We start from the raw sequence: 12,863 nt of genomic DNA on the forward strand, positions 1-12,863 counted from the left end.
TGTTTCTGAAAGCGGCTGGATGTCATGGCTTGAGGTAATTCTTCAGGATCGATGCCCCCATCGTGTATTTTGGGTCGACCATGTTGCCGAGGCGCATGCGGCCGGCCTGGCTGAGCAGCATGTAGGCGTCGATCTCGTCGAAGCCGTAATCCGCCGCCATCCAGCGCACGAGCTCGCGATAGGCGATGCGGGCCGCGTCTTCGAGCGGACGAGCGCTGCCAATCGTCATGATGAAGTCCTTGGTCTCGAGCCGCGGCCAGGCGAAGCTCCAGTTCTTGATCAGGTCGACCTGCAGTGTGACCGTGGCGCGCTGCTCCATCGCGACGCCGGAAAGTTCGCCGTCACCTTGTGTTGCGTGGCAATCGCCGACGTAGAGCATTCCGCCGTCGGTATGCACCGGGAAATAGATGATCGCGCCGGGCGCGACGTCGGGCAGATCCATGTTGCCGCCGTGGTAATCCGGCTGCAGCGAGGAGATCGCCTCGATCTCCGGCGAGACGCCAATGGTACCGATGAACGGTTCGTAGGGCAGCGTAATCTTGTCGTTCCAGCGCACGCCGTTCCTGTCGACATGCAGCTTCTTCACGCGCTCCGGCAATGGCGGATTGAGCAGTGCCGTCGAGCTTGTCCCGACGAGTCCCCCGAACTCAGGAATAATGCAGGTCGTGCCGGCCGGCTGCTCGCCGCGGGTCTCGACGTCGCGGATGTAGATCGCGAGGCAATCGCCCTTCTTGGCGCCCTTAACCGCGATCGGCCCGCATTGCGGGTTCAGATAGGGAAAGTTCAGTTTGGCGGTGGGGCTGTCGCTCTCGCTGGTGAGCACACCGCCGAACGCATCCTCCGTCTCGACGACGACCACTCCGCCCGGATCGATCGACAGAGTCGGCTTGGCATAGGGACCATAGACGTAATGGAAGCCGCCCTGCTGCTCGATCGTCAGGCTATGCGTCGCCCCGGTCGCGCCTTTGGCGACCGCACGCTTGGTCATGATGGATGTCTTCAACCAGTCTTCTGCGGGCATATGATCGGCTCCTCAACTCAGATCCCGGGATGACGCTTGTGCCAGTCGGTAACGCGCTGGAACGCATCGCCCGCGCGGACGAGGCTGGCTTCGTCGAAATGGCGGCCGACGAACTGGAAGCCGACCGGACCGCCATTTGCCGCGAAGCCGCCGGGCAACGTCACGGTCGGGCTTCCCGTCATGTCGAACGGGCATGTGAAGCGAAGCAAGCCTGCGATCAGCGAGGCGTCCTCGCCGAGCGCCGCCATCTTGGCGAGGGTCGGCGCAGCGAATGCCTGGGCCGGCACTGCGAGGAGATCGACCGATTCGAACAGCATACGCACTGCGCCACGAAACGCTTCGCGCCGGAGCACGATCTTCTGATAGTCCATGCCGGACTGCTGCCGACCGAGATCGAGCAGGCCAGCGAGTGCCGGGCCGTACTCGTCCTTGCGCGCGGGATAGGTGTCCTCGTGCGCGACAGCGACCTCGATGCCGCAAAGCGGGAACCAGTCGTCGATGACCGCCTTGGAATCGGGGAACGTGATCTCCTTGATCTTCGCGCCGAGATCGGCCGCGACACGCAGACCCTCGGTCAACACCTTAGCCGCATCGCCATCGGTGCCTTCGCTGGTCCAGCGCCGGTCGACGCCGATCGTCACGCCGCGAAGGTCGCCGGACAAACTGGCGAGATAGTCAGGCACGGGCAGCGGAACCGACGTCGTGTCCTTGGGGTCCTGACCCGCGATCACGCCGAGGATGGCGCCGCAATCGACCGCGCTCCTTGCCATTGGGCCGATATGATCCAGCGTCGCCGCAAGCTCGAATGCGCCATAGCGGCTGACGCGTCCCCAGGTCGGCTTGAGCCCGGTGACGCCGTTAGCCGCGGACGGAAAGCGGATTGATCCACCCGTATCGGTGCCGAGCGAGCCGAAGCAGAGGCCCGCCGCAGTAGCGACGCCGGAGCCGCTCGAGGATGCGCCGGGCCAGAGATCCGCGTTCCACGGGTTCTTCGGCGGGTCGATCTTCGGGTGATGATCGGCGTAGGCGCCTTCGGTCTGTTGCAGCTTGCCGAGGATGATAGCGCCGGCATCTTTCAACCGCGCAACGACAGTCGCATCCTCGACTGGACGGAAGTCGCGATGAATCGTCATGCCGTGCGCCGCCGGTGCGCCCTTGGCCCAGCAGAGATCCTTGACCGCAACCGGAACGCCATGCAGCGGCCCCTTGATCTTGCCCGATGCGATTTCCTTCTCGACCCCGACCGCTTGTGCCAGGGCCGAGTCCGCCATCAGATAGGCGTAGCTCTTGAGTTTTACGTCGAGCTGTTCGATCCGCCCGAGCATCGCCTTGGTAACTTCGACCGGCGACAGCTTTTTGGCTTGAATCTGCTGTCCGACCTCGACGAGCCCGAGATAATGAAGATCTGTCATCGCCATCGTCTCCCCACGTTTTGGCCGACGCAAGCGCAGGCATGGCAATCGTCGCGCGCGCCATCGGCTTGGCGACGCGGACGCATCGCCAATTTTCTTAGCGGCAAAACGAAAAAAGCCACCCGTCCCTCGCGAATGAGGTGACGAATGGCTCAAATGCCGCGTCTATGATCTATCGCATCGGATCCGGAATCGAACGAAGCACTTTGTGCAGAGACCAGGACGTCATCGGCCAGATCAACGCGCGCAGGGTTCGAGTGGAAGCCCGTAGTACAAAATTCTAAGGATGTGCGTAGCACCTTGTCAACGAGGCCAGTTGCACAAATTTCGCAATGTGCATGCGCAGCAAATCAGCACCCCCTCTTGCACCAACATCAGTCATGATGGTTTCCTGCCGCGTCGCGTCGCCGAAAGCCATAGATGACAAAGCCGTCCGTTCCCGTTGGTATCATCTGTTCGCAGTCCGGGCCTTATCAGGCCATGGGCCGCGAGATCCTCAAGAGCGCCATGATGGCGGTCGACGAGATCAACAATCAAGCCGAGTTCGACTTCTCGATCGCCGCTCATGTCCGCGATCCTCGCGGCATCATCTCCGAATACCACACGGTCTGCGACGATCTCATCCGCAATGTCGGCGTCGAGCACATCATCGGCTGCTATACCTCTGCGTCGCGCAAGCAGGTCTTGCCGATCGTGGAACGTACCGATCGCCTGCTTTGGTATCCTGCGCGCTACGAGGGCTTCGAGTGCTCCGACAACGTCATCTATGTCGGAGCATCGCCCAATCACAACGTCTTGCCGCTCGTCCGTTACGTGCTCGACAATCTGTCGCGCGAGATTTTCTGCGTCGGCTCCAACTACGTTTGGACATGGGAGACCAATCGCGTCACCCGCGAATTAGTGAGTGCAGCAGAAGGCCACATCCTGGCCGAACGGCTGCTCGAACTCGGCGAAAGCGCCGTCGGGCATATCGTCGACGAGATCATCCGCCGCAAGCCGCCGATCGTGTTCAACACGTTGGTCGGAAGCTCGAGCTACGACTTCATCCGCGCCTTCCGCGCTGCCGCCGAAGCTGCGAGCCTCGACATTCCGATGTTGAGCTGCAGCTTGTGCGAACCGGAACTCGCGATCGTCGGACCGGCCTCGGCGGGCTGCATTACATCATCGGCCTATTTCGAAAGCATACAACTGTCCGAGAACCGTGCATTCGTCGCACGTTGGAAAGCGCGCTACGGCGAGGACAGTAGCCCCTCCGTCGACGGACAATCTGCCTATGTCGCCGTCTATCTGCTGGCCCGTGCGCTGCAGCGGGCCGGCACGTCTGACATCGGCGAGGTCAGGCGCGCCGCGGCCGGTTATCGCTACAATTCGCCGCAAGGACCGGTCTGGATCGACGGCAGCAACAATCATTGCGTCCTTACGCCGCGACTGGCAGTCTCCAATGCACGGGGACAGTTTGACATCTTCTGGGAAGCCGACGCGCCCGTTAAGCCTGATCCTTACCTGACGCAGCTCGACGTCGCCGCCCCTCCCTTCAGGGAGACATCAAAGGGCGGCACATCGCCGAATGCGCCGCATTTGCGGGTGGTGAAATGAGCAAGCTGTCTTCATTCTCGTTGCGCGGACGCAAAGCACTCGTCGCCATCAAGGACGAACGCGACGCATCGATCGTGCGACGCCAGTTTGAACGTCTCGGGATCGACAGCACTGCATGGGCGCCCGGCCAGGCGATTGACTTCGCGCCTGACGTGACATTGATCGACGATGAACTTCTTCCACTTGAAGCCCCGTTCCTGGGGCGCTGTCCGGTCATCGCCCTGCTCGGCACGGAGACGCCGAGCCGCTTGAAGCTCGTCTTCGACCTCGATCCGGCGTCGTTCTTAGTCAAGCCGCTACGCTCGGCCGGCATTTATGCGGCAGTCGTCATGGCATTCGAGCGAAACGAACGCACCAACGACTTGAAGCAGCAGATCCTCAAACTGGAGCAGCGTCTGCGATCCCGCCGCATCGTGCTTGCCGCCGTTCTTCAGGTGATGCACTCGCACGCGCTCGCCGAGCCCGCCGCTTTTGCGTTGATCCGCAGAGCCGCCATGGAACAGCGCAAGACGATCGAAGAGCTATCAGCGGAGATTGCGGCAAAGGGCATTCCCCCACGCGCAGCTACGAACACCTTGTAGACCTGAGCGGCGTCTATTCACGAGCTTGCCGGTCGAAATGGCGCCCTGCCCCGAACGGGGCGCGTCAGGGAGAGCCTGTTTCGGCCGATGGCAAACTGATGATCCGCGGCGTGCCGACCTCGCGGGACAATGGCGCGCCCAGCACAAGTGAGAGCCGATACGAGGCGTCGGTCAACCGGGACGCCAGCGCCTGGAGGTCGGCCTGACGGATGCGTTCGATTGGGCCGCTCACGGTCATAGCGCCCACCAGCGCTCCGTCGTGGCCGAAAACGGCGGTGGAGAGCGAGGCCGTCACAGCGTCGTAGATTCCGGAACTGACGAAGACCTGCACGCCGTCATCCGTGCGGTCTGCCCAGCGCGCCGTCCGCAGCACTTGTCCCGTCGAGGTCAAATCGAGCGGCGCGAGATTGGTGGGCCGCGCGACGTCGCGCACGAGCTGCGGCGAATCCACCCGAAACAGACAGAGCCGGCTATCGCGTTCACGCACGTGGAACGCACTGCTCTCCAACGTCTCCTGGCTTAGCCGCTGAAGGACCGGCAGCACATGCTGTTCGAGATTGAAATTGGCCCGATAGGTGGTGCCGAGCTGGAATGTCTTTGCGCCGAGCGCGTAGCGGCCGTCGCTGAGGCGGACGACGTAGCCGGCTTCATCCAGCGACACCAGCGAGCGCATCACAGTCGGTTTCGCCAAGCCCGTGATCTTGGCGATGTCGGCCAGGCTGCGCGACCCGGCTCCAGCGAAGGTATCCAGGATCGCCAACGCCCGTTGCACGGCGGCGACCCCTTGCGTCTTGGGCATCGAAATCCCTGTCCTGCCGATTTTCGGTTGACCTCGGCTCATCACCGTTACACTATGCGTAACGGCGTTCCATTTTCAATGGGGTTGATATGGCCGTAGGGTTCAGAATCCTTTCCCGCAAGCGCGTTGTCGCAGGCGAATGGGTCGAACGGGCTCGCGCCCTTCCGGTCGCCAACATCAGCGATGTGATGTCGCGCATGGCCGCGGGCGGCGCCGCGCTCCGGCCGATGCATGCGGCTGGCGGCATGGCCGGTCCCGCCTTGACCGTGAAGACGCGCCCCGGCGACAATCTGATGGTCCACAAAGCGCTCGATATCGCGGTTGCCGGTGACGTCATCGTGGTCGATGCGGGCGGCGACCTCAGCAACGCAATCTTCGGCGAGATGATGCTCGCGCAGGCCGCCCGGCGCGGCGTCGCCGGCATCGTTATCCATGGCGCGATCCGCGATGCCGCTGCGATCCGGGCGAACCCCCTTCCCGTTTTCGCGGCGGGTGTCACCCATCGCGGTCCGTACAAGGACGGTCCGGGCGAGATCAACGGATCGATCGCGATCGGCGGCATGGTCATCCAGTCCGGCGATTTGATGCTGGGCGACGACGACGGCGTGCTGGCCGTCGCCATCGACGATTGCCGAGCGGTGATCGAGGCGGCCGAAGCCAAGCAGGCTGCCGAGACCAAGCAAATGGCGGCGATCGAAGCCGGTACGCTCGATCGTAGCTGGGTCGACGCCTCGCTCCGCCGTCTCGGCTGCGAGATGCCAGAGGTCTAGCGATGGCCGGGCGCACGATCTCCGAGAAGATCCTCGCTCGAAAATCCGGGCAGGATGCGCATGCCGGGGACCTCGTGGTCTGCGAGGTCGATTGCGCGCTCGGCACCGACGGTTCGGTCCCGATGGCGCTCGATTATTTCAGGGCGATGGGCGGAGAGAACGTGCGCGATGCCGCCCGATTGGTCTTTGCGCTCGACCATTACGTGCCGGCGACGAGCCCGAAGACGATCGAACTACACCACCTCATGCGAGATTTTGCCACGCGGTTTGGCATCACACTGCATGAAGCTGGCGAAGGAATCGGCCACCAGCTCATCGTGGAGACGGGCCGCGCTCTGCCGGGTGGTCTGGTCGTCGGAGCCGACAGCCATGCCGTGACATACGGGGCACTGAATTGCTTTGCGACCGGGATCGGCTCGTCCGATCTCGCCGCGGTCATGCTGTGTGGCCGGATCTGGCTGCGCGTGCCGGATTCGATCCGCGTCGTCCTGACCGGACAACTGCCGGGCGGCGTCTATGCGAAGGATATCGCACTGGCCCTCGCGGGCATGCTCGGCGCTGACGGTGCCGCCTATCAGGCACTCGAATTCGCAGGACCGGGTGTCGCCACCCTCGCGCTGGAGGACCGCCTCGTCCTGAGCAATCTTGCGGTCGAGATGGGCGCGAAGACCGGCATCTTCCCGGCCGATGCTGAAACCGTCGCCTATCTGCAGGGCCGCACCGGCCAGGCTTTCGAACCGGTCGCAGCGGATCCGGATGCGCACTACAGCCGGACCGTCGAGATCGCGCTCGACGCCCTCGCTCCGCGGATCGCGTTGCCGCATCTGGTGGACCAGGTCGTGGCGCTCGAGGATGCGGCCGGCACGCCGGTACAGATGGTCTATCTCGGCACCTGCACGGGCGGCAGGTTACGCGACTTCCATCAGGCTCTCGCCGTGCTCGAGGCCGGTGGAGGCGTTGCACCCGGCGTGCAGCTCGTGGTCACGCCGGCATCGCGCGAGGTCCGCGACGCCATGGCGGCCGATGGCACACTCGACGCCCTGGTCGGCTTCGGCGCCACCGTGGTCGAGCCGGGCTGCGGCTCCTGCTGCGGGACCTGCGGGGTGATCCCCGGAGACGGGGTTTCGGTGATCTCGACCGCCAACCGCAACTTCAAGGGCCGCATGGGCAACGCCAAGGCATCGATCTACCTCGCCTCCCCGGCCGCTTGCGCAGCCGCCGCAACGCGCGGCGCCGTAACCGATCCTCGCAAGGTGTCCCGATGACAGCTCTGCGAGGACGCGCACGACTCGTCGGCGACGACGTCAACACCGACTCGATCATCAGTTCGACCCGCAAGCGTGAGAGCCTCGACCCCGCCGTTCTCAGGCAATTCCTGTTCGAGCATGTCGACCCGACCTTTGCAGCCTCTGTGCAGCCCGGAGACATCCTGGTGGCGGGCAAGAATTTCGGTTGCGGCTCGGCGATGGAGGTTGCCGTCACGACCGTGCTCGGGGCCGGCATTCCGGCGGTGCTGGCGCGAAGCTTCTCGCGCACCTACTACCGCAACGCGATCAACAACGGCCTGCTGCCGCTTGTCTGCGAAACCGGCGGGATTCGCGAGGGCGACATCCTGATCTCCGACGGCACCGGCGCGATCCGCAACGAACGCAGCGGTGAGACACTCAGCCCGGAGCCGCTGCCGCCGATCATGCTGGCGATCCTGCGCGCGGGCGGCCTCGTTCCCTACATGCGTCAGAACGGTGACTTCAAGCTATGACGACCACAAACACTCCAAACGCCATCGCTGCGACGGGATACCGTCTTCGGCTTCCCGGCCCAACCGAAGTCCCCGAGCGAGTGCGGCAGGCGATGGCTCGGGTGATGGTCAACCATCGCGGACCCGAATGCCGGACTGCAATCGGCGAGGCAGAGGAAATGATCCGTCCGATTCTGGGCACGACGAACCGCGTCCTGTTCTTTGCGAGCTCCGGGACCGGCGTTATGGAGGCTGCGCTCGTCAACGTGGCCGGACCGGGCCATCGGATCCTCGTAGTCGAGCATGGTCAATTCGGTGAGCGTTTCACCACGATCGCCAAGGCCATGAACATCACCGTTGACACGGTCGCGATCGAATGGGGCCAGGCGATCGATGTCGCCGCGGTGGAAGCCCGATTGCGCGAGCACGCCTATCGCGCCGTCGTCGTCGTGCACAATGAGAGCTCGACCGGGATCGTGGCCGATCTCGCGGCGCTCGGCGCACTGGTGCGCGACCGGCCAACGCTGCTCATCGCAGACTCCGTCAGCGGTCTCGGCGGCATCGCGATGCGGCAGGACGAATGGGGCGTCGACATCGTTGTCTCGGCCTCGCAAAAGGCCCTGATGTGCCCGCCCGGCCTCGCACTTGCCAGCGTCAGCGCCAAGGCGTGGCGCGTGATCGGGCAGGACGAGCAACGATCGGTCTTCTATTGGGATTTCCGTCGCGCGCTGAAATCCGCGGAGCAGAACGAGACCGCGTTCACGGCACCGGTGAGCCTCATCTATGGCCTGCGTGAGGCCTTGACGATGATGCACGAGGAAGGCTTCGCCAATGTGCTCGCGCGCCACAAGAAGCTCTCCGCCGCGCTGCGCGCCGGCGGCGCGGCGCTCGGACTCGCAGATTTTTGCCGCGATGAGCCACGCTCGAACACGGTCGTGGTTTTCAAGGTCCCCGACGGGCTCGAAGGCGGAGCCATCGTGCGGCAGCTCTACCAGGATCACCGCACGGTCATCGCAGGCGCCCGCAACCGTCTCTCCGGCCGTGTCATCCGGTTTGGCACGATGGGTGCTTTGAGCGCGGGGACCATTCTGACCGACCTTCTGCATCTCGAGGACGCACTCACGAAGTTCGGCCTGCCGATCGAACGCGGCGCCGGGCTCAAGGCGGCCACCGAGTACCTCGCCGCAACCGCATGAGCAATCGCTGAACCCACGAGGGCGAACCACGATGAGATCTCCTGCCTCCATCCTCGCCCGAGTCGTGACGCTCGCGGCATCGCTGTTCGCGGCCGGGCTGGCCTCGGCCCAGCAGAACGTCGTGCTCTATTCGGCCAACGACGACACCGTGAACAAGCTTGTAGCCGAAGGCTTCGCCAAGGCGACCGGAATCAAGGTCGACGTGGTCTCGACCGGATCAGGTGTGCTGGTGCGCCGCGTCGCGTCCGAGGCCGCCAATCCGCAGGGCGACGTGATCTGGGGCGTCAGTGCGACGCTGCTGCGGCTGGCGAGCCCGCACCTTCAGGCTTACGCGGCGAAGGGTCGCGAAGCCGTGCCGGCGCAATTTCGCGATCCAAACGACCTTTGGCTGGGCACCAACATCCAGGTCGTTGTGATCGGCCAGAACACCAAGGCGATCGACAAGGCCGGCGGGCCCAAAGCCTGGGCGGACCTCCTCGATCCGAAATGGAAAGGCAAGCTCGCCTTTACCGACCCTGCCAATTCCGGATTCTCATATGCGGCCGCGACCACGCTTCTCTCGCTGTGGGGCGCGGACGACGCAGCCTGGACCAAGATGGACGGGCTGCTTGCGAATGCAAAGGTGCTCAACCGCTCGACCCAGGTCTTCGACGGGATCGGCAGCGGCGAATATCCGCTTGGCATCACGCTCGAATACGCCGGCTTCCTGTGGGCCCATAACGGTGCGCCGGTGAGCGTCGCCTATCCGGCCGAGGGCACCTATGCGGGCGTCGAGGGCGCGGCCATCCTGAAAGGCGGACCGAACCCCGAGCCTGCCAAACGGCTGGTCGACTATCTGGCCAGCAAGGAGGTCCAGGAGATGTTGCTGAAGGCGACGTTCCGGCGCCCTGCCCGCCAGGATATCGAGCTCGAGGCAGTCGCGCCGGGGATGCTGCCGTTCTCGGCGGTCAAGGTGCTGCCCTATGACGACACCAAATGGGAAGCGGCCCGTCGCGACACCCTCGCGCGGCTGAAGACCACGATCCAGAACACGCGCTGATCCGATGACGACGATCCGGATTGAAAACCTGACCCGCACCTTCGGCGCGGTGCGGGCCGTGGACGACATCTCGCTCGACATCAGGCATGGCGAGCTGTTCACGCTGCTTGGGCCGTCAGGCTGCGGGAAGACGACGTTGCTGCGCATGATCGCAGGCTTCGTCGATGTCGAATCCGGCTCCATTTGCTTCGACGGTCGGCGCATCGATGCTCTGCCCGCGCATCGCCGCGACACCGGCATGGTGTTTCAGAACTACGCGATCTTCCCGAACCACACCGTCGCCGAAAACGTGGCCTACGGGCTGAAGGCCAGGAAGGTTCCGGCTGCCGAGATCGCATCGCGCGTCGACAAGGCGCTCGAGCGGGTGCGCCTTGCAGGTTACGGTCCGCGGTCACCACACCAGCTCTCCGGCGGTCAGCTGCAACGCGTGGCAATCGCCCGCGCGCTCGTGATCGAGCCCGCCGTGCTCCTGTTCGACGAGCCGCTGTCCAACCTCGACGCGCAGCTGCGCACCGAAATGCGGATCGAGGTCCGACAGCTGCAGCAGGCGCTCGGCCTGACTGCGATCTACGTGACGCATGATCAGGAGGAGGCACTCGCCATCTCCGACCGCATCGCCGTCTTGCGTCACGGCAAGATCGAGCAAGTGGACACGCCGGAGCGCATCTATCGGATGCCGCAGACTGCCTTCGTCGCCGAATTCCTCGGCTCGACTAATATGGTGCCGGGCATCGCGGGAGCTTTCGACGGCCGTAACACGCCTGTCGCAGCAGCCGGAACGGAATTCACGGTGAGAGGCGAGGTCGCAGCGCCAGGCGCACCGGTGTTGCTGTCGGTCAGGCCGGAGGCCCTGCAGCTGCGAGACGGTCTCGGTGACTCGCTTGTGCATGCGCGTCTGGCGCTGCGTGAATTTCTCGGCCCGGTACAACGCCTCCACGCAACCCTGCCGGACGGCACCCAGATTCGGATCTCGGCGCTCGGCGGCCAGGCGCTCGATCTCTTGCCCGGCGCGCCGCTCACCCTTGCCTACGACCCTGCCCAGATCACGGCGTATCCAGCACCATGAAACGCTTCGCCACCATCGTGACGCTGGCGGCGTTGGTGCTACTCGCGGTGTTTCTGCTCTACCCGCTGGCGCTCGTCCTGGATGCGAGCTTTCGGATCGACGGCACGGGCGGCCTGACACTTGGGAACTATGCGGCGATTGTGAAGAGCCGCTACTATCTCGGCAGCATCGGCAACAGTCTTTTCTGCGCCGCGCTCGCGACGGTCTTCGCATGCGCGATCGGCATCCCGCTCGCCTTCTGCCTTGCCCGGATCGACATACCGGGCCGCGCGCTGCTGCTGACGCTTGCGTCCTTGCCGCTGGTCCTGCCCTCGTTCGTCAGCGCCTACGCCCTCGTGCTGCTGTTCGGCCATGCCGGCGTCGTCACGACCGCTCTGCGCGGGATCGGCATCCCGATCGGATCGATCTACGGCGTGCCCGGCATCGTCATCGTGTTCACGTTGACGCTTTATCCATACGTCGTCATGCCCGTGCTGGCCGGATTCCAGGCAGTCGACGCCTCGATGGAGGAGGCAGCCCGCAATCTCGGCGGCTCACGGCCTTATGTGATCCGCACCGTGCTGCTGCCCATCGTGATGCCGGCGATCCTTGCGGGCGGACTATTGGTGTTCATCGAGGCACTGGAGAATTTCGGCGTGCCAGCGGTGCTGGCTGAGGACCGGCCGTTCCTGGCCGTCGACATTTTCAAGCTGTTCGCCGGCGAATCTGATGCCAACCCGGCCGCGGCGGGCGCACTCAGCGTGCTCCTGATCGCCTGCACGGCGATCGCGCTGCTCGTTCAGCGGCACTACCTCGGCAAGCGCCGGTTTTCGACCAATGCCCGCAGCGCGCCCGCGAAATTGCCGCTGACGCCGGGACTGCGGCTCACGGCCACGATCGTGAGTTGGGGCATCGTGATTGCCTCGCTGCTGCCGTTCGCGGCCGTGTTGATGATCTCCCTCCTGCGCTTTCGCGGCCCTGTCCTGACCTGGGAGCTCGGATTGGGCAATTACGCCACCCTCTTGTCGGGCTCCTATCGGCCGCTGCTCAACACGCTGACACTCGCCAGCATCGCGGCCGTCGCCACCATGCTGATCGGCGCTCCGATCGGCTATGTCGTGGCCCGGCACCGCTCGCGCCTGTCGGGATTGCTCGATTTCGTCGGCATGGTGCCGTTTGCGGTCTCGGGCACGATCCTGGCGATCGGGCTCATCATCGCGTTCAACAGCGGTCCCTTGATTCTGACCGGCGGCTGGCTGATCCTGGTCATCGCCTATGTCGTCCGCAAGCTCCCCTTCGCGATCCGGTCGTCCTCGGCCATCGTGCACCAGCTCGATCCCTCGCTCGAGGAAGCCTCGATCAATCTCGGGGTCTCGCCAAGCAAAACCTTCGCGACCCTGACCGTGCCGTTGATGGCCAGCGGCCTTGTCGGCGGGCTGGTGCTGGTCTGGATCACCGCGGCATCCGAGTTGAGCGCGACCATTGTGCTCTATGCGAGCGGCTGGGTCACGACGACCGTCGTGATGTACCATGCCATCGAGGGCACCGGCGCGGGTCTAGCGGCCGCCGCGGCCGCGGTGCTTATCCTCGTCACCGCGATCCCGTTGCTCCTGATCAATCGGCGCATCAACAAGCAGGAATCAACCGTGATATGACGGCAGGACAG

General features: G+C 64.4%; 12 protein-coding genes. 9 read left to right on the forward strand and 3 right to left on the reverse strand.

Annotated elements, in window-relative coordinates; all coding sequences use genetic code 11:
* Window positions 1–22: 22 nt before the first annotated feature.
* Window positions 23–1,021: an acetamidase/formamidase family protein gene (locus AB7008_RS33105; protein WP_304490514.1), complete on the reverse strand. Its 999-nt coding sequence runs from the start codon at window positions 1,019–1,021 to the stop codon at window positions 23–25.
* A 17-nt stretch (window positions 1,022–1,038) separates the two neighbouring features.
* The gene (locus tag AB7008_RS33110) at window positions 1,039–2,439 is read right to left on the reverse strand and encodes an amidase (RefSeq protein ID WP_441260153.1); all 1,401 of its coding nucleotides are present in this window, start codon (window positions 2,437–2,439) and stop codon (window positions 1,039–1,041) included.
* Window positions 2,440–2,853: 414 nt separating this feature from the next.
* Here AB7008_RS33110 and AB7008_RS33115 point away from each other — a divergent pair, with 414 nt between their 5' ends.
* Together AB7008_RS33115 and AB7008_RS33120 are read left to right on the forward strand one after the other, a co-directional pair.
* Window positions 2,854–4,029, forward strand: coding sequence for a transporter substrate-binding domain-containing protein (locus tag AB7008_RS33115; protein WP_304490516.1), 1,176 nt, complete (start codon window positions 2,854–2,856; stop codon window positions 4,027–4,029).
* Window positions 4,026–4,610: an ANTAR domain-containing response regulator gene (locus AB7008_RS33120; protein ID WP_014494060.1), complete on the forward strand. Its 585-nt coding sequence runs from the start codon at window positions 4,026–4,028 to the stop codon at window positions 4,608–4,610. Before AB7008_RS33115 ends, AB7008_RS33120 begins: the two co-directional genes overlap by 4 nt.
* Window positions 4,611–4,674: 64 nt before the next feature.
* On the opposite strand, the gene AB7008_RS33125 is transcribed toward AB7008_RS33120, so the two are convergent.
* Window positions 4,675–5,409: an IclR family transcriptional regulator gene (locus AB7008_RS33125; RefSeq protein ID WP_014494059.1), complete on the reverse strand. Its 735-nt coding sequence runs from the start codon at window positions 5,407–5,409 to the stop codon at window positions 4,675–4,677.
* 89 nt (window positions 5,410–5,498) lie between these two features.
* Here AB7008_RS33125 and AB7008_RS33130 point away from each other — a divergent pair, with 89 nt between their 5' ends.
* The 7 genes from AB7008_RS33130 (at window position 5,499) to AB7008_RS33160 (ending at window position 12,852) form a co-directional block, all read left to right on the forward strand.
* Window positions 5,499–6,179 (forward strand): RraA family protein, encoded by a 681-nt coding sequence (locus tag AB7008_RS33130; protein ID WP_304490517.1) that lies wholly within the window; start codon window positions 5,499–5,501, stop codon window positions 6,177–6,179.
* Window positions 6,180–6,181: 2 nt separating this feature from the next.
* Window positions 6,182–7,444 carry a 3-isopropylmalate dehydratase large subunit gene (locus AB7008_RS33135; protein ID WP_304490518.1) on the forward strand — a complete coding sequence of 421 codons (1,263 nt, stop codon included), beginning with the start codon at window positions 6,182–6,184 and terminating at the stop codon, window positions 7,442–7,444.
* Window positions 7,441–7,938 carry a LeuD/DmdB family oxidoreductase small subunit gene (locus tag AB7008_RS33140; RefSeq protein ID WP_041954793.1) on the forward strand — a complete coding sequence of 166 codons (498 nt, stop codon included), beginning with the start codon at window positions 7,441–7,443 and terminating at the stop codon, window positions 7,936–7,938. Before AB7008_RS33135 ends, AB7008_RS33140 begins: the two co-directional genes overlap by 4 nt.
* Before the next feature lie 104 nt (window positions 7,939–8,042).
* A complete protein-coding gene (locus AB7008_RS33145; protein WP_304494235.1) occupies window positions 8,043–9,113 on the forward strand; it encodes a pyridoxal-phosphate-dependent aminotransferase family protein in 1,071 nt (356 codons plus the stop codon).
* Window positions 9,114–9,144: 31 nt separating this feature from the next.
* Window positions 9,145–10,152 carry an extracellular solute-binding protein gene (locus tag AB7008_RS33150; protein ID WP_248878692.1) on the forward strand — a complete coding sequence of 336 codons (1,008 nt, stop codon included), beginning with the start codon at window positions 9,145–9,147 and terminating at the stop codon, window positions 10,150–10,152.
* Window positions 10,153–10,156: 4 nt separating this feature from the next.
* A complete protein-coding gene (locus AB7008_RS33155; RefSeq protein WP_304490519.1) occupies window positions 10,157–11,218 on the forward strand; it encodes an ABC transporter ATP-binding protein in 1,062 nt (353 codons plus the stop codon).
* Window positions 11,215–12,852, forward strand: a complete 1,638-nt coding sequence (locus AB7008_RS33160) for an ABC transporter permease (protein ID WP_441260154.1) — start codon at window positions 11,215–11,217, stop codon at window positions 12,850–12,852. The genes AB7008_RS33155 and AB7008_RS33160 overlap by 4 nt, the downstream gene beginning before the upstream one ends.
* Window positions 12,853–12,863 lie beyond the last annotated feature (11 nt).

This window comes from Bradyrhizobium sp. 521_C7_N1_3, from assembly GCF_052075975.1.
GTDB classification, from domain to species: domain Bacteria; phylum Pseudomonadota; class Alphaproteobacteria; order Rhizobiales; family Xanthobacteraceae; genus Bradyrhizobium; species Bradyrhizobium japonicum.

Coding starts and splice junctions, on each gene's coding strand:
- AB7008_RS33105 (WP_304490514.1), bottom strand. CDS start 1,021: ATGCCCGCAGAAGACTGGTTGAAGACATCCATCATGACCAAGCGTGCG.
- AB7008_RS33110 (WP_441260153.1), bottom strand. CDS start 2,439: ATGGCGATGACAGATCTTCATTATCTCGGGCTCGTCGAGGTCGGACAG.
- AB7008_RS33115 (WP_304490516.1), top strand. CDS start 2,854: ATGACAAAGCCGTCCGTTCCCGTTGGTATCATCTGTTCGCAGTCCGGG.
- AB7008_RS33120 (WP_014494060.1), top strand. CDS start 4,026: ATGAGCAAGCTGTCTTCATTCTCGTTGCGCGGACGCAAAGCACTCGTC.
- AB7008_RS33125 (WP_014494059.1), bottom strand. CDS start 5,409: ATGCCCAAGACGCAAGGGGTCGCCGCCGTGCAACGGGCGTTGGCGATC.
- AB7008_RS33130 (WP_304490517.1), top strand. CDS start 5,499: ATGGCCGTAGGGTTCAGAATCCTTTCCCGCAAGCGCGTTGTCGCAGGC.
- AB7008_RS33135 (WP_304490518.1), top strand. CDS start 6,182: ATGGCCGGGCGCACGATCTCCGAGAAGATCCTCGCTCGAAAATCCGGG.
- AB7008_RS33140 (WP_041954793.1), top strand. CDS start 7,441: ATGACAGCTCTGCGAGGACGCGCACGACTCGTCGGCGACGACGTCAAC.
- AB7008_RS33145 (WP_304494235.1), top strand. CDS start 8,043: ATGGTCAACCATCGCGGACCCGAATGCCGGACTGCAATCGGCGAGGCA.
- AB7008_RS33150 (WP_248878692.1), top strand. CDS start 9,145: ATGAGATCTCCTGCCTCCATCCTCGCCCGAGTCGTGACGCTCGCGGCA.
- AB7008_RS33155 (WP_304490519.1), top strand. CDS start 10,157: ATGACGACGATCCGGATTGAAAACCTGACCCGCACCTTCGGCGCGGTG.
- AB7008_RS33160 (WP_441260154.1), top strand. CDS start 11,215: ATGAAACGCTTCGCCACCATCGTGACGCTGGCGGCGTTGGTGCTACTC.